19 protein-coding genes are annotated in these 23,053 nt (G+C 71.9%); 10 read left to right on the top strand and 9 right to left on the bottom strand.

The features are described from left to right. From LZG04_RS24760 to LZG04_RS42670, 5 genes are all read right to left on the bottom strand, one after another. A complete protein-coding gene (locus LZG04_RS24760) occupies positions 1 to 1,245 on the bottom strand; it encodes an RNA polymerase sigma factor (RefSeq protein ID WP_233820652.1) in 1,245 nt (414 codons plus the stop codon). A 53-nt stretch (positions 1,246 to 1,298) separates the two neighbouring features. Next, positions 1,299 to 1,730: a YciI family protein gene (locus tag LZG04_RS24755; protein WP_233820641.1), complete on the bottom strand. Its 432-nt coding sequence runs from the start codon at positions 1,728 to 1,730 to the stop codon at positions 1,299 to 1,301. Positions 1,731 to 1,864: 134 nt separating this feature from the next. Next, positions 1,865 to 2,704, bottom strand: a complete 840-nt coding sequence (locus LZG04_RS24750; RefSeq protein ID WP_233820639.1) for an SDR family oxidoreductase — start codon at positions 2,702 to 2,704, stop codon at positions 1,865 to 1,867. An 88-nt stretch (positions 2,705 to 2,792) separates the two neighbouring features. Beyond that, positions 2,793 to 3,227 carry a DoxX family protein gene (locus LZG04_RS24745; protein ID WP_233820637.1) on the bottom strand — a complete coding sequence of 145 codons (435 nt, stop codon included), beginning with the start codon at positions 3,225 to 3,227 and terminating at the stop codon, positions 2,793 to 2,795. A 23-nt stretch (positions 3,228 to 3,250) separates the two neighbouring features. Continuing rightward, complete coding sequence (locus LZG04_RS42670; protein ID WP_308199283.1) at positions 3,251 to 4,006, bottom strand: MSMEG_6728 family protein; 756 nt, start codon at positions 4,004 to 4,006, stop codon at positions 3,251 to 3,253. 75 nt (positions 4,007 to 4,081) lie between these two features. On the opposite strand from LZG04_RS42670, the gene LZG04_RS24735 reads away from it, so the two are divergent. Both LZG04_RS24735 and LZG04_RS24730 read left to right on the top strand, forming a co-directional pair. Then, positions 4,082 to 4,747, top strand: coding sequence for a TetR/AcrR family transcriptional regulator (locus tag LZG04_RS24735; RefSeq protein ID WP_233820635.1), 666 nt, complete (start codon positions 4,082 to 4,084; stop codon positions 4,745 to 4,747). A gap of 11 nt (positions 4,748 to 4,758) precedes the next feature. Further along, on the top strand, positions 4,759 to 5,397 hold the full coding sequence (locus tag LZG04_RS24730) for a ThuA domain-containing protein (RefSeq protein WP_233820633.1): 639 nt from the start codon (positions 4,759 to 4,761) through the stop codon (positions 5,395 to 5,397). A 2-nt stretch (positions 5,398 to 5,399) separates the two neighbouring features. On the opposite strand, the gene LZG04_RS24725 is transcribed toward LZG04_RS24730, so the two are convergent. Further along, positions 5,400 to 6,182, bottom strand: coding sequence for a TetR/AcrR family transcriptional regulator (locus LZG04_RS24725; RefSeq protein WP_233820631.1), 783 nt, complete (start codon positions 6,180 to 6,182; stop codon positions 5,400 to 5,402). A 61-nt stretch (positions 6,183 to 6,243) separates the two neighbouring features. Between LZG04_RS24725 and LZG04_RS24720 the strand changes: the two genes are divergently transcribed. Then, positions 6,244 to 7,026 carry an ABC transporter ATP-binding protein gene (locus tag LZG04_RS24720; RefSeq protein ID WP_233820629.1) on the top strand — a complete coding sequence of 261 codons (783 nt, stop codon included), beginning with the start codon at positions 6,244 to 6,246 and terminating at the stop codon, positions 7,024 to 7,026. Beyond that, positions 7,023 to 7,808: an ABC transporter permease gene (locus LZG04_RS24715; RefSeq protein ID WP_233820626.1), complete on the top strand. Its 786-nt coding sequence runs from the start codon at positions 7,023 to 7,025 to the stop codon at positions 7,806 to 7,808. The genes LZG04_RS24720 and LZG04_RS24715 overlap by 4 nt, the downstream gene beginning before the upstream one ends. Positions 7,809 to 7,948: 140 nt before the next feature. On the opposite strand, the gene LZG04_RS24710 is transcribed toward LZG04_RS24715, so the two are convergent. Then, positions 7,949 to 9,220, bottom strand: coding sequence for an ROK family transcriptional regulator (locus LZG04_RS24710; RefSeq protein ID WP_233820624.1), 1,272 nt, complete (start codon positions 9,218 to 9,220; stop codon positions 7,949 to 7,951). Between the two features lie 156 nt (positions 9,221 to 9,376). Here LZG04_RS24710 and LZG04_RS24705 point away from each other — a divergent pair, with 156 nt between their 5' ends. The 5 genes from LZG04_RS24705 to LZG04_RS24685 are packed head-to-tail and all read left to right on the top strand — an operon-like array spanning position 9,377 to position 16,850. Beyond that, the gene (locus LZG04_RS24705; protein WP_233820622.1) at positions 9,377 to 11,065 is read left to right on the top strand and encodes an ABC transporter substrate-binding protein; all 1,689 of its coding nucleotides are present in this window, start codon (positions 9,377 to 9,379) and stop codon (positions 11,063 to 11,065) included. 28 nt (positions 11,066 to 11,093) lie between these two features. Next, positions 11,094 to 12,083 carry an ABC transporter permease gene (locus tag LZG04_RS24700; protein WP_233820620.1) on the top strand — a complete coding sequence of 330 codons (990 nt, stop codon included), beginning with the start codon at positions 11,094 to 11,096 and terminating at the stop codon, positions 12,081 to 12,083. 17 nt (positions 12,084 to 12,100) lie between these two features. Then, entirely contained in the window at positions 12,101 to 13,927 is a 1,827-nt protein-coding gene (locus LZG04_RS24695; protein ID WP_233820618.1) for a dipeptide/oligopeptide/nickel ABC transporter permease/ATP-binding protein, read from the top strand. Next, the gene (locus LZG04_RS24690) at positions 13,924 to 14,787 is read left to right on the top strand and encodes an ABC transporter ATP-binding protein (RefSeq protein ID WP_233820617.1); all 864 of its coding nucleotides are present in this window, start codon (positions 13,924 to 13,926) and stop codon (positions 14,785 to 14,787) included. The genes LZG04_RS24695 and LZG04_RS24690 overlap by 4 nt, the downstream gene beginning before the upstream one ends. Continuing rightward, complete coding sequence (locus LZG04_RS24685) at positions 14,784 to 16,850, top strand: glycoside hydrolase family 36 protein (RefSeq protein ID WP_233820615.1); 2,067 nt, start codon at positions 14,784 to 14,786, stop codon at positions 16,848 to 16,850. The genes LZG04_RS24690 and LZG04_RS24685 overlap by 4 nt, the downstream gene beginning before the upstream one ends. Positions 16,851 to 16,853: 3 nt before the next feature. Here LZG04_RS24685 and LZG04_RS24680 read toward each other — a convergent pair whose 3' ends face one another. Continuing rightward, on the bottom strand, positions 16,854 to 17,387 hold the full coding sequence (locus LZG04_RS24680; RefSeq protein ID WP_233820613.1) for a DUF3558 domain-containing protein: 534 nt from the start codon (positions 17,385 to 17,387) through the stop codon (positions 16,854 to 16,856). A 285-nt stretch (positions 17,388 to 17,672) separates the two neighbouring features. Here LZG04_RS24680 and LZG04_RS24675 point away from each other — a divergent pair, with 285 nt between their 5' ends. Beyond that, complete coding sequence (locus tag LZG04_RS24675) at positions 17,673 to 20,753, top strand: TIR domain-containing protein (protein ID WP_233820611.1); 3,081 nt, start codon at positions 17,673 to 17,675, stop codon at positions 20,751 to 20,753. Between the two features lie 79 nt (positions 20,754 to 20,832). On the opposite strand, the gene LZG04_RS24670 is transcribed toward LZG04_RS24675, so the two are convergent. Beyond that, on the bottom strand, positions 20,833 to 22,953 hold the full coding sequence (locus tag LZG04_RS24670) for an alpha-galactosidase (protein WP_233820609.1): 2,121 nt from the start codon (positions 22,951 to 22,953) through the stop codon (positions 20,833 to 20,835). Positions 22,954 to 23,053: the final 100 nt, after the last annotated feature.

Below are 23,053 nucleotides of genomic sequence, written 5' to 3'. Positions count from 1 at the left end.
CTAGCAGGCGGCGGCGCGGTCCAGCAGGAGCTTGCGCTCCCGCTCGTTGCGGGTCAGCCCGGCCGCCCGCTCGAACTCCGCGCGCGCCTCGGCGTTGCGGCCCAGCTTGGCCAGCAGGTCACCGCGCACGCTGGGCAGCAGGTGGTAGCCCTTCAACGCGGGCTCGTCCGCCAACTCGTCCACCAGCTCCAGCCCGACCTGCGGGCCGAACGCCATCCCGATCGCCACGGCGTGGTTCAGCTCGACGATCGGCGACGGCGCGACCAGCGACAACGCCTCGTAGAGACCGGCGATGCGGGTCCAGTCGGTGTCCTCGGCCACGCGTGCCCGCGCGTGGCAGGCGGCGATCGCGGCCTGGAGCGCGTACGGGCCACCGGCACCGCCCAGCGACTCCGCCTTGGCCAACGCGGCCAGGCCGCGGCGGATCAGCAACTGGTCCCAGCGCGCCCGGTTCTGCTCCAGCAGCAGCACGGGTTCGCCGTCCGGGCCGACGCGGGCCTTGGCCCTCGACGCCTGGATCTCCAGCAGCGCTACCAGGCCGTGCACCTCGGGCTCGCGCGGCATCAGCCCGGCCAGCACGCGGGCCAGCCGCACCGCGTCCTCGCACAGCGCCGGGCGCATCCAGTCGTCGCCCGCGGTGGCCGAGTAGCCCTCGTTGAAGATCAGGTAGATCACGCCGAGCACGGACGCGAGCCGGGCGTCCCGCTCGTCCTCCGCCGGCACCTCGAACGGCACGCCGGCCTTGGCCAGCGCCTTCTTCGCCCGCACGATCCGCTGCGCCACGGTCGCCTCGGGCACCAGGAACGCGCGGGCGATCTCGTCGGTGGTCAGGCCGCCGAGCATGCGCAGGGTCAACGCCACCTGCGCCTCGGTGGACAGCACCGGGTGGCACGCGGTGAACACCAGCCGCAGCAGGTCGTCGTCGATCTCACCGACCGCGGCACCGGCGTCGGGCGCGTGGTCGAACTCGGTGTCCCGCCCGATCTGCTCCAGCTTGCGCTGGTAGTTCTGCCTGCGCCGGATCACGTCGACGGCCCGGTTCTTCGCCGCGGTCATCAGCCACGCGCCGGGGTTGCGCGGCACGCCGTGCTCCGGCCACTGCTCCAAGGCGCTGACCAGCGCGTCCTGGGCCAGCTCCTCGGCGAACCCCACGTCGCGCACCATCCGCGCCAGCCCGGCGATCAGGCGGGCGGACTCGATCCGCCACACCGCCTCGACGGCGCGACGCGCATCGGTAGCCGTCACGACCCGGGATCAGATCAGCTACCGATGCGCGTCGGCAAGCGGCGCGGGCGCGCTCACCCCTGGGCGGAGCGGGCCTCCTGCTGGGCGCGCAGCTCCCGCTCGCGGTCCTTGAGCTCCTCCGAGGCGTTGACGAAGTCGTCCTCGGTGAAGACCTGCCGGATCTCGATCTGGGACTCCTCGCCCGTGGGGTTCGGCACGCGCTTCACCCACTCGATGGCCTCTTCCAGCGACTTGACCTCGATCAGCCAGAAGCCCGCGATCAGCTCCTTGGTCTCGGTGAACGGGCCGTCGACCACGGTGCGCTTGTCGCCCGAGAAGTGGACCCGCGCGCCCTTCGAGCTGGGGTGCAGGCCCTCGCCGGCCAGCATCACGCCGGCCTTCACCAGCTCCTCGTTGAAGGCGGCCATCTCGTTGAGCATCTCCGCGCTCGGCTGGACGCCGGCCTCGGTCTCCTCGGTCGCCTTGACGATCACCATGAAACGCATCGCGGTTCTCCCTGTCCGTTCTTCGGGCCGGCCCATCCTGGCCCCTCACTGACGCGACGAACGAGCGGGGTCGTGATTCGACACGTCGGCCGATTTTTCTCCGAGATTTTTTCGCGGGCCGCTGACCTGCGGTTTCACGTGATGGGCGAGCCTCCGGTCACGCCGATGACCTCGCCGGTGATGTAGCTGGACTCCGACGAGGCCAGGAACACGTACAGCGGCGCGAGCTCGGCGGGCTGGCCGGCGCGGCCCATGGGCGCCTGCTCGCCGAAGCTCTCCACCTTCTCCGGCGGCATGGTGGCCGGGATGAGCGGCGTCCACACCGGACCGGGCGCGACGGAGTTCGCGCGGATCTTGCGGTCCACCAGGTTCTGCGCCAGGCCCTTGGTGAAGTTCACGATCGCCGCCTTGGTGGTGGCGTAGTCGAGGAGCTGGAAGGACGGCTGGAAGCCCTGGATGGACGACGTGGTGATGATCGAGGAGCCCTCGGGCATGTGCGGCACGGCCGCCTTGCACAGCCAGAACATCGCGTACACGTTCGTCTTCATCACGCGGTCGAACTGCTCGGAGGTGATGTCGAGCAGGCCGCCCTCCTGCGACATCTGGTAGGCGGCGTTGCTGACCAGGACGTCGATCCGGCCGAACTCCTCGACCGCGCGCGCCACGACGGCCGCGCACTGCGACTCCTCCACGAGGTCGCCGGGGACGGTGACCGCCTTGCGCCCGGCCTCCTCGACCAGCCGCGCGGTGTCGCGGGCGTCCTTCTCCTCGGACGGCAGGTAGGAGATGAGCACGTCGGCGCCCTCGCGCGCGAACGCCAGCGCGACGGCACGGCCGATGCCGGAGTCGCCGCCGGTGATCACGGCCTTCTTGTCGGTGAGCCGTCCCGTGCCGCGGTAGCTCGCCTCGCCGTGGTCGGGGGTGGGGTGGACGTCGTCGGTCAAACCGGGGTACTTGATGGGGGTCTCGGCCATGCCCGCAGGGTGCCCAGGCGAGTGCGGCCTGAACACGCCGAAGGGCGCGTCCCCGAATGGAGACGCGCCCTTGGTGTGATGTGGTGGGTCAGCGGCGCAGCGCGCGCTGGACGGTGAAGGCGCCCGGGCCGAGGACGGCCAGCAGCAGGAACACCCAGCTGTACACGGCGGCCAGCTCGCCCATGTTGTGCATGGGCAGCAGCGCTTCCGGCTGGTGGACGGTGAAGTAGGCGTAGGCCATCACGCCGGAGAGCACGAACGCGGCCGGCCGCGCGGCCAGGCCCGTCAGCACCAGCACCGCGCCGACCAGCTCGATCACGCTGCCGTACCAGCCCGGCCAGGAGCCGAACGGCACCGCGCCGCCCTGCCCGTCGACGCCGCCGAGGAAGCCGAGGCCCTGCAGGCCGTGCAGGCCGAACAGGAACGACACCACGACGCGGAAGGCGGCGAGCACCAGGTCGTTGCGCTTGGTGGCGGTGATCGGGTGGGCGGCGGCGCGGCGGGTGTCGGTCGTGGTGGTCATCTCGGGCTCCCCATCTCGTGGTCTTACTGAGACGACGAACGGGGCTCCCGCCGGATCGACACGTCCGCCGAACTTTTTTCCACGAACTCCACTTCGAGGGTGAAACGGCTGGTCGGGGGCGGTAGGGGTTGGCCGCGGCGGAAGAAGCGGACCCGGCGCGGGTCGGTCGCCTCCGCGCGCATGGCCGCCAGGTCGGCCTCGGTGGGCAGGCGGGCGACCGACGGCCCCGGCCGGTGGTCGAGCGGCGGTGGCGGCGGCGGGTGCTCGTCGTCCGGCAGCGGTGGTCGGTCCACCCGGCACGCGACCAGGCCGTCGGTGTCGGGGACGTCCAGCGGCAGCACGGGCGGCGGCCAGACGTAGTCGAGGTCGTCCGGGACGTCGGGGAACAGCGGGCGGTAGTGCTCGGGGTCCTTGCGCAGGAGCGCGGACCGGTGGCTGCGGTGCAGGTCGTCGTCGCCCAGCCAGGGTGGGAGCAGGCCCTCGGCCAGGCACCACGACCACGTCGGCTCGTGGCCGCCGGTGTAGTCCAGGAGGGTGGCGCGCAGGCCGTCGCGGTGGCCGCGGCGGCGCCACTCGTCGCACACGGCCACGCCGTAGGCGACCAGCGCGGGCGTGAAGCCGCGCCACATGAGCACGGCGGGGTGGTGTTTCCAGCCGTAGGTCGGCCAGACCAGGGCGCGCAGGATCTGCGCGGTCTCCACGCGCTGCTTGCCCAGCCGCCGCGAGTCGAGCACGGCGGCGCTGCCGGCGAAGGTGGCGCGGGGCAGGAACGTCTGCACCCCTGCCACCTACCCCGCGTGCGGGCGGTCAAGCGCGCGACCGACAACAGACCGGTGGGCTGTTAGCCTGCGGCGGTGGAGTTCCAGCGCGCGAGGCGGCCCGAGCAGGTCGAGCAGCGGCGGCGCACGATCCTCGACACGGCGTGCGCGATGCTGCGGGAGCGCCCGGTCGCCGACATCAGCCTGCGCGAGCTGAGCGAGCGGGTGGGCCTGGCCAAGTCGAACGTGCTGCGGTACTTCGACAGCCGTGAGGCGATCTTCCTGGAGGTGCTGGACCAGGAGTGGGGCGCGTGGCTGGACGAGCTGGAGGAGTCGCTCGGGTCGGTCGGCGAGGTGGAGGACGTGGCACGGGTGGTCGCGACGTCGCTGCTGGGCCGTCGGCTGCTGTGCGAGCTGGTCAGCGGCATGGCCGGGGTGCTGGAGCGCAACATCACGGTGGACTTCGCCCGCGTGTTCAAGCGCCGGGCCCACGAGCACCGGGCCCGGCTGGCGGACCTGGTGCGCGGCCGGGTGCCGGTGCTGGACGAGGCGGCGGCACGGCACTTCGCCGGCACCGTGCTGGTCATGACGGCCGGGCTGTGGCCGCACGCGAACCCGACCGACGCGGTGGCGCGGGTGATGCGGGAGCAGGGCGGGCCGACGGCGTGGGAGCTGGTGCGGGACGGCCTGACCGAGGGCCTGGTCAACCAGCTCGTCGGCCTGGTGGCCCGGGCGTCGACCACGGCACCGCGAACGCCCTAGGGTTCGGTGCCGTGAAGGCACTCGTGGTTCGCGGTGGTTGGGACGGGCACAAGCCGGTCGAGGCGACCGAGGCGTTCCTGCCGTTCCTGCGGTCGTCGGGGTTCGCGGTGGACGTGGCGGAGACGCTGGAGGTCTACGACGACCGCCTCGGCGGCTACGACCTGATCGTGCAGTGCTGGAGCGACGGCGTGCTGACCGACGACCAGTTCGCCTGCCTGGAGGCGGCGGTCCGGGGTGGGACGGGGCTGGCCGGGTGGCACGGCGGCCTGGTCGACGCGTTCCGCCACTCCCGCGGCTACTTGCAGCTGGTCGGCGGCCAGTTCGTCGCGCACCCCGGTGATTTCGTGGACCACCGGGTGGAGATCACCTCCACTCACCCGGTCGTGGCGGGTCTGGCGGGGTTCGAGCTGCGGACCGAGCAGTACTGGGTCCTCACCGACGGCCTCAACGACGTGCACGCGACCACGACGTTCGCCGCCGCCGAGCCGTGGCACGCCCCGCTGACCGTGCCCGCGGTGTGGACCCGGCGCTGGGGCGCGGGCCGGGTCTTCGCCTGCACCATCGGCCACCACCCGGCCGACCTCGCCCTGCCGCCGGTCCGCACCCTGGTGGAACGCGGCCTGCTGTGGGCCGCCACCGGCACGACCTGAGCTCACGCCTCGCGTGACCGTTCCTCGACCAGTGCCGCGACGCCGCTGATCAAGCGGTCCAGGCCGAACGCGTAGGCGTGCTCCGGGTTGTGCGCCGACTGGTGCGCCTGCCCGGCCGCCTCGCCGACGCGGGCCGCGATCGGGAACCGGGAGGCGTCGAACACCTTCGCCACCAACGGCCCGACGGCCCGCCACCACTGCTCGTCGGTCATCCCCGTGCGGCGGACCGCCCGGTCGGCCTCGACCCGCCGCCGCGCCACGCCCTCGACGTGGGTCTGCACGAGCGTGATCACCGCGTCCATCTCCACGTCGGTCAGGCAGATGCCCTCGATCGCGCTCAGCTCGCGCTCGTACTTGGCGATGGTGTGCGGCCCCAGCGGCGGGCGACCGGTGAACACCTGGAGCACCCACGGGTGGCGCATGCACAGGTCCCAGTTCACCCGCGCGACCTCCCGCAGGCCCTCCTCCCACGGCACGTCCCCGCGCTCGCCCAGCGCTTCGACCGCCTCCCCGTACACGTGGTCGAGCATGGCCTCGACCAGGTCGTCCCGCGACGCCACGTACGTGTAGAGCGACATCGTGCCCACGCCCAGCGACTCCGCGACCCGCCGCATCGACAGCGCGGCGAGGTCCTGGTCGCGGTCGGCGATGGCGATCGCGGCGGAGATCACCTGCGCGGTGGTCAGCGTGTGCTTGGGCCCGCGCTTGGGCGACGGCCGGGTGCCCCACAACGTGGCGATCGTGCGTGCCGGGTCGCCGCTGCCACTGGTCTCCGTCTCGGCCATGCGCCCATCATAGGAAGCCGACTTCGTACGGCGTACGAAAAACTCTGCTAGTCTTCTCCGTATGGCATACGGAGATACGGCGATCGAAGCCGTCGACGTGCGCAAGCGCTACCGGGGCAAGGTCGCGCTCGACGGCTTCGACCTCACCGTCGAGGCGGGCACGGTGTGCGGCCTGCTCGGGCCGAACGGCGCGGGCAAGACCACCGCCGTGCGGATCCTGACGACCCTGCTTCGCCCCGACGGAGGACGGGTCCGCGTGGCCGGCCGCGACGTGCTCGCCGACCCGCGGGCCGTGCGCTACCGGATCGGCCTGGTCGGCCAGGACACGTCGGTGGACGAGGTCCTCAGCGGGCGGCAGAACCTCGTGCTGTTCGGCAAGCTGTGCCACCTGCCGACCGCCGCGGCCCGCCGCCGCGCGGACGAGCTGCTCGAGCGGTTCGAGCTGACCGGCGCGGCCGACCGGTCGGTGGCCGGCTACTCGGGCGGGATGCGCCGCCGCCTCGACCTGGCCACGAGCCTGATCCTGTCGCCGCCCGTGCTGTTCCTGGACGAGCCGACCACCGGCCTGGACCCGCGTACCCGCATCGACGTCTGGGCCTGCGTCAAGTCGCTCGTCGGCGACGGCACGACGGTCCTGCTCACGACCCAGTACCTGGAGGAGGCCGACCAGTTGGCCGACCGGATCGCCGTCATCGACGCCGGCCGGGTCGTCGCCGAGGGCACGCCCGACGAGCTGAAGGCGAAGGTCGGCCCGGACCGGGTCGAGACCGTCACCCGCAAACCGACCCTGGACGAGGTCTTCCTCCACCTCACGGGCCACCGACCGACCACGGAGCCGTCATGACGACCGCCACCGCGCTGCGCGACACCGCCACGTTGACCGGCCGCGTGCTGCGGCACTGGCGTCGCCGTCCCGTCTCGATCGCGCTCGGCCTGATGTTCCCCGTGCTGATGGTGCTGATGTTCGGCTACCTCTTCGGCGGCGCGATGGCCGTGCCGGACGGGCGCTACCTGGACTTCCTCATCCCCGGCATGCTGGCGATGACCATGCTGTTCGGGTTGGAGGCGCTGGTCGTGTCGATCACCGCGGACACCGCCAAGGGCGTCACCGACCGCGTCCGCGCCATGCCCGTCACGACCGGGGCGGTCCTCGCGAGCCGCAGCGCCGCCGACCTGCTCAACGCCGTGGTCGGCCTCGGCGTCATGGTCGCGACCGGGCTCCTGGTCGGGTGGACGGCCCAGCGCGGGGTGCTGCCCGCGCTCGCGGCCCTCGGCCTGCTGGTGTGGCTGCGGTTCGCGTTCACGTGGATCGGCACCTACCTGGGGCTGCTGCTCAAGACGCCGGAGTCGGCGGTCGCCGTGCAGGTGCTGGTGTGGCCGGTCGGGTTCCTGTCCAGCGCCTTCGTCTCGCCCGCCACGATGCCGGACTGGCTCGGGCTGGTGGCGACCTGGAACCCGCTGTCGGCCACCGCCACGGCGATCCGGGAGCTGTTCGGCAACCCCGCCTGGCACGACGGCGGCTGGGCGGCACGGCACTCGGTGGCCCTGGCACTGCTCTGGCCCGCCGTCCTCACCGCGGTCTTCCTGCCGCTGGCCGTGCGGCAGTACCGGGCACTGGGCCGCTGACCGGGCAGCCGCCCGCCGGGCGTGTGGCGGTGCCGGTCACTGACCCGCCGACCGCCCGCTCGCTGCGAGGCCGTACCGGGCACTGACCCGCCGACTGCCCGCTCGCTGCGCGGCCGTACCGGGGCTGTCCGGCCCGCCGCTCACTCGCCCGAGGCGGGCAGGGCGGCGGGCTCGGAGTCGGACAGGTTCTCCGGCAGCCTCAGCCCCTCGTGCAGCGGCACCAGCTCGGACTGCAGCACGAGCGCCGCCGCGCCGATCGCGGACGCCGTGGCGGCCGAGCGGGACAGGCGCACGTCCACGCCGTGCGCCGCGCGGGAGAAGAACGTGCGGTCCAGTTCGTCGCGCACCACGGGCAGGTACACCGACCCGGCGATGGCGAAGCTCGGCCCGGTCAGCACCAGCACCTCAAGGTCCATGACGTTGGCCAACGTCCGCGCGGCCACCGCGATGTACCGGGCCGACCGCTCCAGGATCGCCAACGCCGACGGCTCACCGCGCCGCGCCGCCCGGCTCACCGCGGCGAAGTCCGACGAGACCGACTTCGACCGCCCGGTCAACCCGGCCGACCCCGCCAGCGCCGCGTCCGCACGGGCCGCCGCCACCACCGCCGCGGGCCCGGCCAGCGCCTCCACGCACCCGCGCGCGCCGCACCAGCACTCCGGCCCGTCGGCGTCGACGCAGATGTGGCCGATCTCCCCGGCGTTGCCGCTGCTGCCGCGGTAGGTGATGCCGTTGATGATCAGGCCCGCGCCGATGCCCGTGCCCATGTACAGCGCCGCCGAGATGGCCGTGCCGCCGATGCCGCCCGACCAGTGCTCGCCCAACGCCGCCGCGGTGGCGTCGTTGTCCAGCACGACCGGCAGGCCGGTGGCCCGTTCCAGCTCCTGGTCGAGCGGGAAGTCCTCCCACTTGCGCATGGCGGGCGGGGTCAGGCCCATGCCGGTGTCGGAGCTGAGCGGCCCGGGGGAGACCAGGCCCAGCCCGAGCACCCGGTTGTGGTCCACGCCGACGCCGTCGATCAGGCCCTTGACCTCGGCCGCCATCCGGGCCACCACGGTGCGCGGTTCCGCCGCGCCCGCGCCCGCCCTGGAAATGCGCGCCACCACCGATCCGCCGAGATTGGTCAGCACGTAGGTGATGCCGGCGTGGTCGAGGTGCACGCCCACGGCGTAGCGGGAGGAGTGGTTGAGCTGGAGCAGCACCCGCCGCTTGCCGCCGGTCGACTCGGCCCGCCCGGTCTCGACCACCAGGCCCTCGTCGATGAGCTTGCGGACGACGGTCGAGATCGTGGCGCCGGTGAAGCCGGTGGCGTTGATGAGGCCGACGCGGCTGATGGTGCCCGCCGCGCGGATCACGTCGAGCACCGCGGACTTGCTGCTCGCGTGTTGCGTCGCCCGCGCCGGTCCGCTCACGTGGTCCCCCGCGTTCGTCTTAGTTCGTTCGTTGGACGAAGGGTAGCAACTTGACCGGCAGATGACGCCGAAGTGTTGACTTCGTTTCTTCGATGACTTAACAATCTGCCTCAACGCGGGACCGCGGCCGGTCTCGGGCCAGGAGAGGAATCGACGATGTCCCTGAAGGCAAGGCGCTTCTCACGCGCTTGCATGGCGGCGGCCGGACTGGCCGCGGTCGCCATGCTCGCGACGGCGTGCGGCGGGTCCAGCGCGGGCAGTGACGCGAACAAGGACACGCTGGTCGTCTACACCGGTCAGGCAGGCGACTGGCAGCTGAACTTCAACCCGTTCTCGCCCACCCTCATCGAAGGTCCCGGCACGATCTTCGAACCGCTGTTCTTCTTCAACAACGTCCGCGACGTCGAACCGAGGCCCCGGCTCGGCAAGAGCTACCAGTGGAACGCCGACGGCACCCAGCTCGACATCGAGCTGCGTGACGACGTGAAGTGGACCGACGGCGAGAAGTTCACCGCCGAGGACGTCGTCTTCACCCTCGACATGATCGCCAAGAACGCGACCATGAACAGCACCAACTACAAGGGCGTGGCCACGGCCGTCGACGACACGCACGTGTCGGTCAAGTTCACCGAGCCGTCCTACATGGACGGCCCGCAGATCCTCGGCCGGATCTGGATGGTGCCCGAGCACAAGTGGAAGGACATCTCCAACCCGGCGACCGACGTGATCAAGGAGCCGGTCGGCACCGGACCGTTCGCGTTGGACGAGTTCAAGCCCCAGGCGTTCACGCTCAAGGCGAACCCCGCCTACTACGCCGGCGAACCGGCCGTGAAGAAGGTCCGCTACCTGTCGCTGTCGGGCAACCAGGCGGGCGCCGACGCGCTGAAGGCGGGCACGATCGACTGGCAGACCGGCCCCGTGCCGGACATCAAGAACGTCGAGAAGAACTACCCCGGCTACAAGGCCATCACCATCCCGATGAACCAGGTCGGGCTGATGACCTGCTCGAACGCCGCACTGGGCTGCCAGGGCCCGCAGACCGACGTGGCCGTCCGCAAGGCCATCTACTACGGCATCAACCGCACCCAGATCAACTCGCTGGCGTTCGAGAACACCGCCAGTGAGATCTCGCCCGGCGCCGCGCTGCTCGACCGGGACAAGGACGTGATCTCCACCAAGCTCCAGGAGAAGACCGCCCCGATGCAGCCCGACGAGGCCAAGGCCACCTCCACCATGGAGGCCGCCGGCTACACCAAGGGCTCGGACGGCATCTACGCCAAGGACGGCAAGCCGGTGGCGCTGACCCTCAAGGTCGTGGCCGGCTGGACGGACTACATCACCGCCGTCGACACGATCAGCCAGCAGTTGCAGAAGGTCGGCATCAAGGTCACCGCGCAGCAGCTCTCCTGGAACGAGTGGTCCGACGCGCGCGGCCGGGGCAACTTCGAGCTGATCATCGACTCGATCTACCAGGGCCCGGCGCCCGACCCGTTCTACAACGCGTCCTACTTCTTCAGCACGGCGACCACGGCCAAGGTCGGCGAGGCCGCCCAGCCGAACTTCGCCCGCTTCTCCGACCCGGACGTCGACGCCGCCCTCACCGCGCTCAAGGGCATCGACCCGAAGGACACCGCGGCACGGCAGCCGCACTTCGACACCATCCAGACGAAGATCGAGGCGTCGATCCCGTACATCCCGGTCCTGACCGGCGGCACCACCAGCGAGTACAACGCCAAGAAGTTCACCGGCTGGCCGACGAAGGAAGACCTCTACGCGTTCCCCGCCGTCTGGTCGCGCCCGGACGCCTCTGAGGTGTACCTGAAGCTCAAGCCGGCGGGCCAGTGAACGACTGAATGAGGCGATAGGCGGACCGATGAGGTACTACGCCCGTAAGTTCGCGTTCTACCTGGTCGCCCTCTGGGCGGCGCTGACGCTGAACTTCTTCATCCCGAGGCTCATGCCGGGCAACCCGGTGGACATCCTCATGGCGAAGCTCTCGCAACGAGGCGGGACCGTCGACCCGTCGGCCCGCAGAGCCTACGAACTGCTGCTCGGCGGCAACACCGGTGACTCGCTGTTCCAGCAGTACCTGTCCTACCTGGGCAACATGTTCCGCGGTGAGCTCGGCGTCTCGGTGAGCAACTTCCCGGCGCCGGTGTCCGACATCATCGCGGAAGCCCTGCCCTGGACCCTGATGCTCGTCGGCATCGCGACGTTCCTGTCGTTCGTCTTCGGCATCGTCCTGGGCACGTTCGTCGGTTGGCGGCGCGGCACCTGGCTGGACAGCCTGGTGCCCGCCACCACCGTGCTCGCCGCCGTGCCGTACTTCTGGCTGGCGTTGATCCTGGTCGCCCTGCTGTCCTCGGCGTGGGGCTGGTTCCCGCTGCAAGGCGGCTACGACGTGATCCTCTCGCCGGGCTGGAACGCCGACTTCATCGGCTCGGCGATCTACTACGGCACGCTGCCCGCGCTGACCATCGTGATCTCGTCGGTCGGCGGCTGGCTGCTGGGGATGCGCAACATGATGGTCTCGGCCACGGCCGAGGACTACGTGCTCACCGCCAGGGCCAAGGGCCTGCGCGACTCCCGGATCATGATCAAGTACGCGGCCCGCAACGCGGTGCTGCCGTCCGTGGCCGGCTTCGCCATCTCGCTCGGGTTCGTGGTGTCCGGCTCGATCGTCACCGAGCAGGTGTTCTCCTACCCGGGCATCGGGTCCAAGCTCCTGCAAGCGGTGCAGAACAACGACTACGCCCTGATGCAGGGCATCTTCCTGGTGATCACGGTCGCCGTGCTCGGCGCGAACCTCGTGGTCGACCTGCTGTACGCCGTCATCGACCCGCGCACCCGCGTCAGCGGCTGAGAAAGAGGACGGACACCGTGACCAATCTCAGTCCTGTCACCGTCGCGCCGCCGCGCGGCCGGTCCGGCTGGCGGTCGATGCTGCCACGCTGGTCGCCCAAGCTCGGCGTCGGTCTCGTGCTGATCGTCCTGATCACGTTGATCGGCGTCGTGGGTCCGCTGCTCGTCGGCGACCCGAGCACGATCCGCGACATCGGTCTGACCACGCCGGGCGGCGAGTTCTGGCTGGGCACCACCCTGACCGGTCAGGACGTCGTCGCCCAACTCGCGCACGCGACCAGGGGTTCGCTCTACATCGGCTTGCTGGTCGGCGTGATGGCGACCGCCCTGTCGGCGTTGTTCGGCATCGTCGGCAGCTACGTCGGCGGGTACGTCGACGAGGGCTTCAACCTGTTCTCCAACGTGATGCTGGTGATCCCCGGCCTGCCGCTGGTGATCGTCATCTCCGCGTTCGTCCCGGCCGACCAGCGCGGCTCGTGGACGATCGCGGTGGTGCTGGCGATCACCGGCTGGGCCGCGTCGGCACGCGTCCTGCGCGCCCAGACCCTGTCGTTGCGCAACCGCGACTACGTGGCCGCGGCCAAGGTCTCCGGCGAGAAGCCGTGGCGCGTCATCACCGTCGAGATCCTGCCGAACCTGCTGCCGCTGCTGGCCTCGCAGTTCGTGTTCTCGGTGATCTACGCGATCCTCAGCGAGGCCGGCCTGTCGTTCCTCGGCCTGGGCGCGTCCAACTCGTCCACGCTGGGCACGATGCTCTACTACGCGCAGAACGGCTTCGCGCTGCAACGCGAGGCGTGGTGGTGGTTCGTGCCGCCGGGCCTGATCATCGCCCTGCTCGGCTGCGGCCTCGCGCTGGTCAACTTCAGCATCGACGAGATCATCAACCCGAAGCTGCGCGACATCCCGCGCCGCGACAAGGCCGAAGCCGCCCGCACGCCCGACCCCGTACCGCGCCCGGACGACGACGTGGTGCTCACCGTGACCGACCTGTCGGTCGTCTACCAGGTGGACAAGCCGGTGCACGCGGTCAAGGACGTGTCCATCACGCTGCGGCGCGGCGAGATCCTGGGCCTGGCCGGCGAGTCCGGCTGCGGCAAGACCACCCTGGCCTACGCGATCAACCGGCTGCACCGCCCGCCCGCCGAGGTGACCACCGGCTCGGTCACGTTCCACGACCGCGAGGGCGGCGACATCGATGTGCTGGCGCTCACGCCGGGCGAGCTGCGGGCGTTCCGCTGGTCGAAGCTGTCGATGGTGTTCCAGGGCGCGATGAACGCGTTGAACCCCGTCATCTCGATCCGTGCGCAGCTCGACGACGTGCTCACCACGCACCGGCCGGAGATGACCAAGGCGCAGCGCAGGGCCAGGTGCGAGGAGGTGCTCAAGCTGGTCGGCGTGGACGTGCGGCGGCTCAGCTCCTTCCCGCACGAGCTGTCCGGCGGCATGCGGCAGCGGGTCATGATCGCCATGGCGCTGCTGCTCGACCCGCAGGTCATGATCATGGACGAGCCGACGACCGCGCTGGACGTGGTCGTCCAGCGCGGCATCCTGCGGGAGATCCTGCGGCTGCGCGACGAGATCGGCTTCGCGGTCCTGTTCATCACCCACGACCTGCCGCTGCTGCTCGAACTGGCCGACCGCATCGCCGTGATGAAGGAGGGCGAGGTCGTCGAGTACCGCGCCGCGCAGGACATGTTCGAGCACCCCGAGCACCCCTACACCCGCCAACTGCTCGACTCGTTCCCCAGCCTGACCGGCGAACGCGGCTCGTTCGTCCGCTCCGGCGAGCAGACGCCGCCGGTCGACCGGTCCGGCGAGCCCACCCCGTCCGGAGGCGTCCGATGACCACGTTGGAAGCGCGCGAGCTGGTCAAGGACTTCCACGTGCGGGTCGGCCTGCGCCGGGTCAGGCTGCGCGCGGTGGACAACGTGTCGTTCACCCTCACGCCCGGCCGCACGGTCGCCCTGGTCGGCGAGTCCGGCTCGGGCAAGTCGACCATCGCCCGGATGATCGCCCGGCTGGAGAAGCCCAGCGCGGGCTCCATCACGGTCACCGGCCCGGACGGGCGGAAGGTGCCCGAGCGGCAGTACCGCGACAACGTGCAAATGGTGTTCCAGGACCCGTTCGCCTCGCTGAACCCGTTCCACACCATCGAGCACCACCTGGCGCGGCCGTTGAAGCTGCACGGCAAGCCGCACGGCTGGGAGGACGTCGTGCAGCTGCTGGAGCGCGTGTCCCTGCCGGGCCGCGACATCGCGGGCCGCCGGCCGCACGAGCTGTCCGGAGGCCAGCGGCAGCGGGTGGCCATCGCGCGGGCGTTGGCGCCGGGGGCGAAGGTCGTGGTGGCCGACGAGCCGGTGTCCATGCTGGACGTCTCGATCCGACTGGGCGTGCTGAACCTCATGGCGCGCTTGCAGCGCGAGGAGGACCTGGCCGTCCTCTACATCACGCACGACCTGGCCACCGCCCGGCACTTCTCCGACGACATCCTCGTGCTCTACAAGGGGCGCGTGGTCGAGCGGGGACCGGCCGACGAGGTGATCCTCAACCCGCAGCACCCCTACACCAAGATCCTCGCCTCCGCCGCGCCCAACCCCGAGGCGCGCGGCCGGGCCGTCGAGATCGACCCGGCGGACGTCGAGCGCGCCGGGGCCGCCGCCGCGTACGACCACAACACCGGGGCGTGGGAGGAAGTCACCGCATGACCGTCACCTGGTCGACGGGCGCGATCGGGCTGGTGCTGGGTTTCGCCGACGACCGCCCGGTGAGCCTGCTGTCGCTGCGCCCCGACGGGCCGGTCGAGGGGATCGGGGTGCCGCTGGTCGAGGTGCAGGCCCTCGGCCACGGCCGGTTCCCCGGCAGCCACCGCTACGCCGACACCACGATCGGCGCACGCCTGCGGTACCGCACGCACACGGCGTCCGCTTCCGGACTGAGGGTCGTGCAGCACGACCCGGTGAGCGGGCTCGTGGTCACGTCGGTGTTCGAGGGCGTGGCCGGCGTGCCCGCCCTGCGCACGTGGACGGAGGTCGACGTCGAGGGCGAACCGGTCCGCCTCCAGGCCGTGACGTCACTGTCCACCGGGGCGTTCCTGGTGGACTCGGGCCGTTCGGTGGACGAGGTAGACCTGGTGCACGCCGACTCGGACTGGGTCGCCGAGTCGCGCTGGCGCCGCACGCCGCTGCGCGAGGTCGGCCTGGTCCGCATGGACCCACCCGCGCACCACCACGCGTCACGCAGCCGGTTCGCGCTCACCTCGCGCAGCTCGTGGTCGACCGGCGAGCACCTGCCGACCGGCGTCCTGGTGGCCCGCGACGACAGTTGGGCGCTCGCCTGGCAGGTCGAGCACAACGGCGCGTGGCACTGGGAGGTCGGCGAGACGTTCGCCGGCGCGTACTTGGCGGTGCTCGGGCCCACCGACGCCGAGCACCAGTGGTCGCGCGTGGTGTCGGCCGGGCGGGGTTTCGCCACCGTGCCGGTGTCGGTCGCGGTCGTAGAGGGCGGGGTGGACGAGGCGTTCGGCGCGTTGACGCGGCAGCGCCGGGCCACGTTGCGCGACCGGCGCGCGCCCGAGCTGCCGGTGATCTTCAACGACTACATGAACACCCTCATGGGCGACCCGACCACGGAGAAGCTGCTGCCGTTGATCGACGCGGCGGCCGAGGTGGGCGCGGACTGCTTCTGCGTCGACGCGGGCTGGTACGACGAGGACGGCCGGTGGTGGGACAGCGTCGGCGAGTGGCGGCCGTCGCGGACCCGGTTCCCCGGCGGGTTCGGCGAGGTCGCCGACCGGATCCGCGAGCGCGGGATGGTGCCCGGCATCTGGCTGGAGCCCGAGGTCGTCGGCGTGCGGTCGGCGGTGGCCCGGTCGTTGCCGGAGGAGGCGTTCTTCCGGCGGCACGGCGAGCGGGTGGTCGAGCACGGCCGGTTCCACCTGGACTTCCGGCACCCCGCGGCGGTGCGGCACGTGGACGAGGTGGTCGACCGGCTGGTCGACGAGTTCGGCATCGGGTACCTCAAGCTCGACTACAACATCATGCCCGGCCCGGGCAGCGACGTCGGCGGCGTCGCGCCGGGGGAGGGCCTGCTCGGGCACAACCGCGCGCACCTGGCGTGGTTGGACGCGCTGCTGGCCCGCCACCCCGGGCTGCTGCTGGAGAACTGCGCGTCCGGCGCGATGCGGATGGACTACGCGATGCTGTCGCGCCTGCACGTGCAGTCCACTTCGGACCAGCAGAACCCGTTGCTGTACCCGCCGATCGCGGCCGCCGCGCCCGCGTCCGTGCTGCCGGAGCAGGCCGCGAACTGGGCTTACGCGCAGCCGGGGATGACGCCCTCGCAGGCCGCGTTCACGCTGGCCACCGGTGTGCTGGGCCGGCTGTACCTGGCGGGCCGGGTCGACCTGATGGACGCGGCGCGGCGGTCGCTGGTCGCCGAGGCGGTGTGGGCCCACAAGGCGCTGCGCCCCGAGATCGCGGCCTCGGTCCCGTTCTGGCCGCTCGGCCTGACCGGCCGCACGGGTCCGTGGGTGGCGCAGGGCCTGCGTGCCGCGACGACCAGCTACCTGACGCTGTGGCGACTGCCCGACGCGCCACCGGACGTGGACCTGCCCGTGCCGCACCTGGACGGCCGGGATGTCGTCGTGTCACCGGTGTTCCCGGCGGCGTCACCCGAGTGGGACTTCGAGTGGCACGCGGGACGAGGGGTGCTGCGTGCCACCCACACCGGCGGCGCACCGGCCGCGGTCGTCATCCGGCTCGGGACCTGACGCTCAGGGCAGCCTCGGTTCGACCAGCTCGGCGACCCGCATCGCGGCCGGGCACGGGTCCTCGTCGGGACTGCCCGAGTTCAGCACGACGTCGACCCGGGACGACTCGGTGACGCCGATGAAGATCCCGCAGCTCCCGGTCGCGCCCACCGCCTGCTTGGCCTGGTGCCTGCCGATCACCAGCTCCTGCACCACGTTGCCGTTCGACTGCACCTGCGCCAGCCCGGAGGTGGTCCGCACGCCGACGCCGAGCAGGGCCTGCTGCGGCGAGAAGTTGCACACCCGCGCCGAACCGAGCTGCTCCACCACCGGCTCCGCGGTCTGCGCGCCCGTCACCCGCTCGGCCTCGGCCTTGGTGAGCAGGGTGCACGGGTCCACGCCGTCCAGCGGGCCGCCCCGGGACGGGCCGACCTGCGGCGCGGTGGAGGTCGTGGACGGGGCGTCGGAGGTCGGTGCGGCCTGCTCGGCCGAGGGCCCGCCGCAGGCGACGGCCGAGATCAGGACCGCGACCGCGGCCAACGTGGTGCGAGGGTTCACTGGGTCGTTCCCCGGTCGGTCAGGGCGGTGAGGGGGCGCCGCCGGCGTTCCGGTCGGTCCACGCCCCGGTGACGCTCACAACCGGGACCGACACTTCGTGCCGCCGACGGTAGCGCACGTTCTGGGAGCGCTACCAGACCTGCGTCCCACCAGTCGGTCGGTCCCCGCGCGGAGGGAGAACGCCGATCACGTCACGGACCGGCGAGTACACTGCGCCGTCGCCGCAGGGTCGTGGTCGCTGCGGTGGGCCCGGCGATCGGCACGACTGGTGTCAGGGGAAACTCGGTGCAGCCTGCGAACTCCCGATTATCCGGCGCGGCGCGGGACGACGGCGCCGATCCGCCCGACCGGCCGGCGCCCTCGCCACCGGCGCGGTACTCGGCGTTCATCTCCTACAGCCGCGCGGTGGACGGGAAGTTGGCGCCGGCACTGGCCTCGGCGCTGCGCGTCTTCGCGAAGCCGTGGTACCGGCGTCGGGCGCTGCGGGTGTTCCGCGACGACGACAGCCTGTCGGCCAACCCCGGTCTGTGGTCGTCGATCCGGGCGGGGCTGGACAGCTCGGAGTTCTTCATCCTGCTCGCCTCCCCCGAAGCGGCCGCGTCACCTTGGGTGGAGAAGGAAGTGGCGCACTGGCTGGAGCACCGACCGGTCGAACGCCTGCTCATCGTGGTCACCGACGGTGAGTTGACCTGGGACGGCGGCGAGCACGACTTCGACCCGACGACCACGAACTGCCTCCCGCCCGCCCTGTACGGCGCGTTCCGCGAGGAACCGCGCTGGGCCGACCTGCGAGGCGCGCGCGGTGAGGACAACCTCTCCTTGCGGTCCGCGGCCTTCAAGGACGTCGTCGCCGACCTCGTCGCCGCGCTGCGGCAGGTGTCCAAGGACGAGATCGTCGGCGAGGACCTGCGACAACACCGCCGGACCAGGTCGGCCGTCGTCGGGGCCGTCGCTTCGCTGCTGGTCCTGGCGGCCGTCGCGTCGCTGACCGCCGTCGTCGCGATCCGGCGCGGGCAGGCCGCCGAGGAGCAGCGGTCGCTGGCCGAGGCCGGCAGGCGTACCGCGATCAGCCGTCAGGTCGCGACGACGGCGGCGAACACCGTCGCACGGGATCCGCGCACCGCGCTGCGGTTGGCGGTCGCGGCTCACCACATCCACCCCGGCGCCGAGACGCGCGCGGCCCTGCACCAGGCGTTGACCGCCACCTCCTACGCCGGCCGCCTGCCCGGATCGCCATCGGCGCGGCAGAGCTTCTTCCCCGACGGACGTGCCGTCGTGGTCAGCGAGGACGACCGGGTGAAGATCTGGGACGTCGGCGGCACCCAGCCGGTGGAGGTGGCGAGCGTGCCCACGACGGGGCAGCCGGCCCTGTCCCCGGACGGCCGCACGCTGATCGTCGTCCCACCGCGGTACGAACCCGCCCAGTGGGTCGAGGCGTGGGACGTGCGCGACCGCGTCCACCCCGAGAAGATGTGGCGGAAGGACGCCACCGTCGCTCCTTTCTCGGTGGTGTTCTCCGCGGACTCGCGCCTGATCGCGTTACAGGGTCAAGGCGACTCAGCGTCCACGATCGTCCTGTGGGACGTGAGCGACCCCCGTCAGCCCGTCCCGCGGGCCGAGCTGGAGGACGACGTCACGTCCCTGGCGTTCGCGCCGGACAACCGCACGCTCGCCCTGGGCAGTGGTGCGCGGACCGACGGCACCGACGCCGACATGATCATCACGCTGTGGGACGTCGGCGCGGGCGCGGCGGCCACCCGGCTCGGCTCCACGCGGTTCACGTCGGGTGGCTACGTCACGTCCTTGCAGTTCGCCGGCTCGGGGAACCTGCTCACGGCAGGTGGGGACGGCCCGCAGGGCAACACCGACGTGGCCGCGATCCTGGTCGACGTGACCGACCGAGGTCGGCCACGCCAACTGGCGGCACCCTTCGAAGGCAGTCGCACGAAGGCCGTGGTGTCGGCGTTCGACCCGACCTCCTCGCTGCTGGCCACCAGCGGTGGTCCGGATCGCGCCGTGCGGCTCTGGGACATCCGCGACCCGGCCGAACCCTTCCTCCTGGAGTCGCTGACGGGGCACACCGACCACGTCCGGGAGATGTCGTTCTCGCCCGACGGCGGCCTGCTCCTCACCGGGGACGCCACCGGCGAGTCCTACCTGTGGAGCGTTGCCGGACGGGGCCGTCCGCGCAGGTCCGGCCACGTCGCGGGAGCCGCGGTCACGCTCGGCGGCCCGCTGAACCTGTCCGCGCTCGCAGCCGGCGACACGATGCTCGTCACCGCCGACGGCGACGCGGCTCTCGCCGTGTGGACCGTCAACGGCCCTGCTGATCCCGAGCGCACGGCGACGATCGACCTCGGCGGCGAGCCGGACGCACCGCCGACGGCGGTGGCGATCTCACCGGACGAACGCCTCGTCGCCGTCGGGGTGCGCACCGCGCTCGCCTCGACCGTGCGCCTGTGGGACGTGTCCGATCGGGCGAACCCGCGGCTCTCCGCCACGACCACGGCGTCGAGCGTCGGCGGGATCGTCACGCTCTCCTTCACCCCGGACGGGCGTTCGCTGGTCGTGGGCGGGAGCCACCAGAGCCCCGCCGAGGACCGGACCGGGGTGGTCGAGGTGCTCGACGTGGGTGGCGACGTGCCACTGACCCGCGTCGGCACCTTCACCCTGCCGCGGGTCGTCTCGACGGCCGAGGTGTCCCCGGACGGGAGGCTCCTCGCCCTCGGCGGCGGCTTCGAGTACTGGGAGGACGACGGGATGTTCGCGCTGTGGGACCTGACCGACCGCACCCACCCGCGCGATACCGGGGCCTCGTCGGCCCGGGAGGGTGCGGACATCGGCGCCCTGGCCTTCACCCCGGACAGCCGCACGCTCGCGGTCGTCCAGGCGCGCAACGAGGGTGACGGCTCCGCCAGGGAGATCGTGCTGTGGGACGTCACCGACCCGGCCGCGCCCGGCCGCGCCGGGCAGGTCTTCACCGCCCACGAGGGCGGTGTCACGAGCGTCGCCTTCGCCTCGGACGGCCTCACGATGGCGTCGACCGGGCAGGAGGCCGACGGGAGGGCGGAGAGCCTGATGCTCTGGGACCTCACCGACTTCCCACGCGTGCACCCGATCGGACCGCTGTCCTACGGCAATGAGAACTCGATCACGACGGTGGCCTTCGGCGCCGACGACCGCCGGCTCATGACCGGGGGCATCGGCTCCGGCCCGGGGATGTCCACGACGCTGTGGGACCTCTCCGGCCTGCACGACATGCGTTCCGGCGCGGTGGCCCGTGCCTGCGAGATCGCGGGCGGCGGGCTGGACCCGGTCGAGTGGCGCATCCACGTCCCCGAGCTGGAGTACGAGGCCACCTGCTGACCGGGCCCGCCCGTCCTTCCGCGCACCGACTCCTCACCCCGTCCCGGCGGACGTGGGTGGCACCGTCCAGGGCCGGCGCTCAGACCGCCGTCGCGCGCACCAGCACGAGCCGTTCCGGGTGCAGGACGGGGGCTTGCACGCCCGCCGTCGTCAGCACCCGGCCCGGCAGGGTCACGCCCTCCGGCTTCCACCACGGCAGGTGCACGCCCCAGTTGTCGGCGTTGCCGTCCGGCACGTCGCCGGGTGCGAGCGGGCGCACGTGGTAGGTGCGGTCGGCGGGCAGGCCCGGCAGGCGGACCGGCCCCGGCGGGTAGAGCTGGGACGTGGCCAGGGCGACGATGGCGAACACGGCGTCCGACCCGTCCTCCGCCACGACCCCGTGCACCTGGATCGCCGGGTCCGGGTGGTCGCCGTGCACCGACACGCCGGTGTGCAGCAGGGGCCGCAGCTCCTTGTACAGCGCCACCCACGACGTCAGCCGCGCCAGGTCTTCGGGGGAGGCCTTGGTCAGGTCCCACTCGATGCCGAAGTGCCCGAACAGCGCGGTGCCGGCGCGGAAGTCCAGCGGGTGCTGCCGGTGGGTCGTGTGCGAGGTGCCCGAGCCGACGTGCGTGCCCATCAGCTCCAACGGGATCAGCGCGTTCGTCCACCGCTGCATCGGCTGGCGCTCCAGCGCGTCGATGCAGTCCGACACCCACACCCGGTCCGTGCGCTGGAGGATCTCCAGGTCCACCCGCGCGCCGCCGGAGGAGCAGGACTCGATCTCCACGTCGGGGTGTCGGCGGCGCAGCTCGTCCAGCAGCCGGTAGACGGCCAGCGTCTGCCCGTGCACGCCCGCCCGCCCGGTCGGCCGGTGCCCGGCGTCGACCAGGTCGCGGTTGTGGTCCCACTTCAGGTACGACACCGGGTACTCGGTCAGCAGGGCGTCCAGCCGTCCCAGGATGTGCTCGAACGCCTCGGGCCGGGCCAGGTCGAGCACCTGCTGGTGCCGCGCCGTGCCGGGCAGCCGGTCGCCCGCCGCCATGACCCAGTCCGGGTGGGCCCGCGCCAGCTCCGAGTCCGGGTTGATCATCTCGGGCTCGACCCAGATGCCGAACTGCATCCCCAGCCCGGTCACGTGGTCGGTCAGCGGGCCGAGGCCGTCGGGCCACACCTCGTCCGACACGTACCAGTCGCCCAGGCCGCGCCGGTCGTCGCGCCGCGACCCGAACCAGCCGTCGTCCAGCACGAACCGCTCCGCGCCGACCGACGCGGCGGCGTCGGCCAACGCCGTCAACCGGTCCAGGTCGTGGTCGAAGTACACGGCCTCCCACGTGTTCACCACGACCGGGCGCGGCGAGGACGGGTGGGACGGCCGCGAGCGCAGGTGCCGGTGGAACCGCGCGGACACCTCGTCCAGCCCGTGCCCGTAGGAGGCGTACTGCCACGGCGAGGTGTACGACTCGCCGGGCCCCAGCACGACCTCGCCGGACAGCAGCAGTTCGCCCGAGCCCAGCAGCGACACCGAGTGGTAGGTCTTCTCGGCGAACGTGCGGTGGTTGCCCGACCAGGCCGTGTGCACGGCCCAGACCTCGCCCGAGCGGTTGCCGAACCCGGCGGTGCCCGCGGCGAACAGGTACGCCGAGTCGTAGCCGGTCCGGCCGGTCCGGTTCTCGCGCACCCGCAGCCCGTGGGTGAACGCCGTGCGCTGCGGGCTGCGCTCCCGCGTCCACCGGCCGGTGAAGTCGAGGATCTCGACCGCCTGCGGCGGCACGGGCAGGGTGAGGTTCACCGCGTCCACGGCGAAGCCCGACGACCCGGTGTTGGTCAGCACGGCCCGCTGCCGCACCAGCCCGGACGGGGTCAGCTCGACGACCAGCTCCAGCGCGAGCCCGGCGACCTCGTCCACCGCGTGCACGACCGTCCCGTCCACCGACACCACGCGGAACGCGGTGGAGAAGTCGCGGCCGTCGCGGTTGCCGACGATTCCCGGGGTACCGAGCCAGCCCGCCGACTGCTCGGGCAGCACGGCCACGTCGACCGCGCCGTCCACGGAGAACCCGATCGGGTGGGGAGTTTGCGCGACCAGCACGTCATCCAGTTGCGCGGGGGAGAGTTCGCCGAGGTCCGCACCCCAGTGTCGGACTCGGGGAAGTGAGCCTCCGGAGAAGTCGAGCACCAGGCTCACACCCGCTGCCCGCAGGTGCGTCAGGTCTGCCACTTGTGGTCTTCCTCTCTGGTGGTGATCCTCGTTGACTTACTTTAGTTGCTGGCGTAAGAATCGCCATACCTTGGATGTCACACGGCAGAAACCCACCGCC

Origin of the sequence: Saccharothrix sp. S26 (genome assembly GCF_021390395.1) — a bacterium.
Lineage (GTDB): Bacteria > Actinomycetota > Actinomycetes > Mycobacteriales > Pseudonocardiaceae > Actinosynnema.
This window is presented reverse-complemented; position numbering and strand designations above follow the sequence as displayed.

What these genes read in the sequence shown, in the direction of transcription:
- LZG04_RS24755 (WP_233820641.1), bottom strand. Translation starts at nt 1,730, where the DNA reads ATGCGTTTCATGGTGATCGTCAAGGCGACCGAGGAGACCGAGGCCGGC.
- LZG04_RS24750 (WP_233820639.1), bottom strand. Translation starts at nt 2,704, where the DNA reads ATGGCCGAGACCCCCATCAAGTACCCCGGTTTGACCGACGACGTCCAC.
- LZG04_RS24745 (WP_233820637.1), bottom strand. Translation starts at nt 3,227, where the DNA reads ATGACCACCACGACCGACACCCGCCGCGCCGCCGCCCACCCGATCACC.
- LZG04_RS24725 (WP_233820631.1), bottom strand. Translation starts at nt 6,182, where the DNA reads ATGGCCGAGACGGAGACCAGTGGCAGCGGCGACCCGGCACGCACGATC.
- LZG04_RS24720 (WP_233820629.1), top strand. Translation starts at nt 6,244, where the DNA reads ATGGCATACGGAGATACGGCGATCGAAGCCGTCGACGTGCGCAAGCGC.
- LZG04_RS24715 (WP_233820626.1), top strand. Translation starts at nt 7,023, where the DNA reads ATGACGACCGCCACCGCGCTGCGCGACACCGCCACGTTGACCGGCCGC.
- LZG04_RS24705 (WP_233820622.1), top strand. Translation starts at nt 9,377, where the DNA reads ATGTCCCTGAAGGCAAGGCGCTTCTCACGCGCTTGCATGGCGGCGGCC.
- LZG04_RS24700 (WP_233820620.1), top strand. Translation starts at nt 11,094, where the DNA reads ATGAGGTACTACGCCCGTAAGTTCGCGTTCTACCTGGTCGCCCTCTGG.
- LZG04_RS24690 (WP_233820617.1), top strand. Translation starts at nt 13,924, where the DNA reads ATGACCACGTTGGAAGCGCGCGAGCTGGTCAAGGACTTCCACGTGCGG.
- LZG04_RS24685 (WP_233820615.1), top strand. Translation starts at nt 14,784, where the DNA reads ATGACCGTCACCTGGTCGACGGGCGCGATCGGGCTGGTGCTGGGTTTC.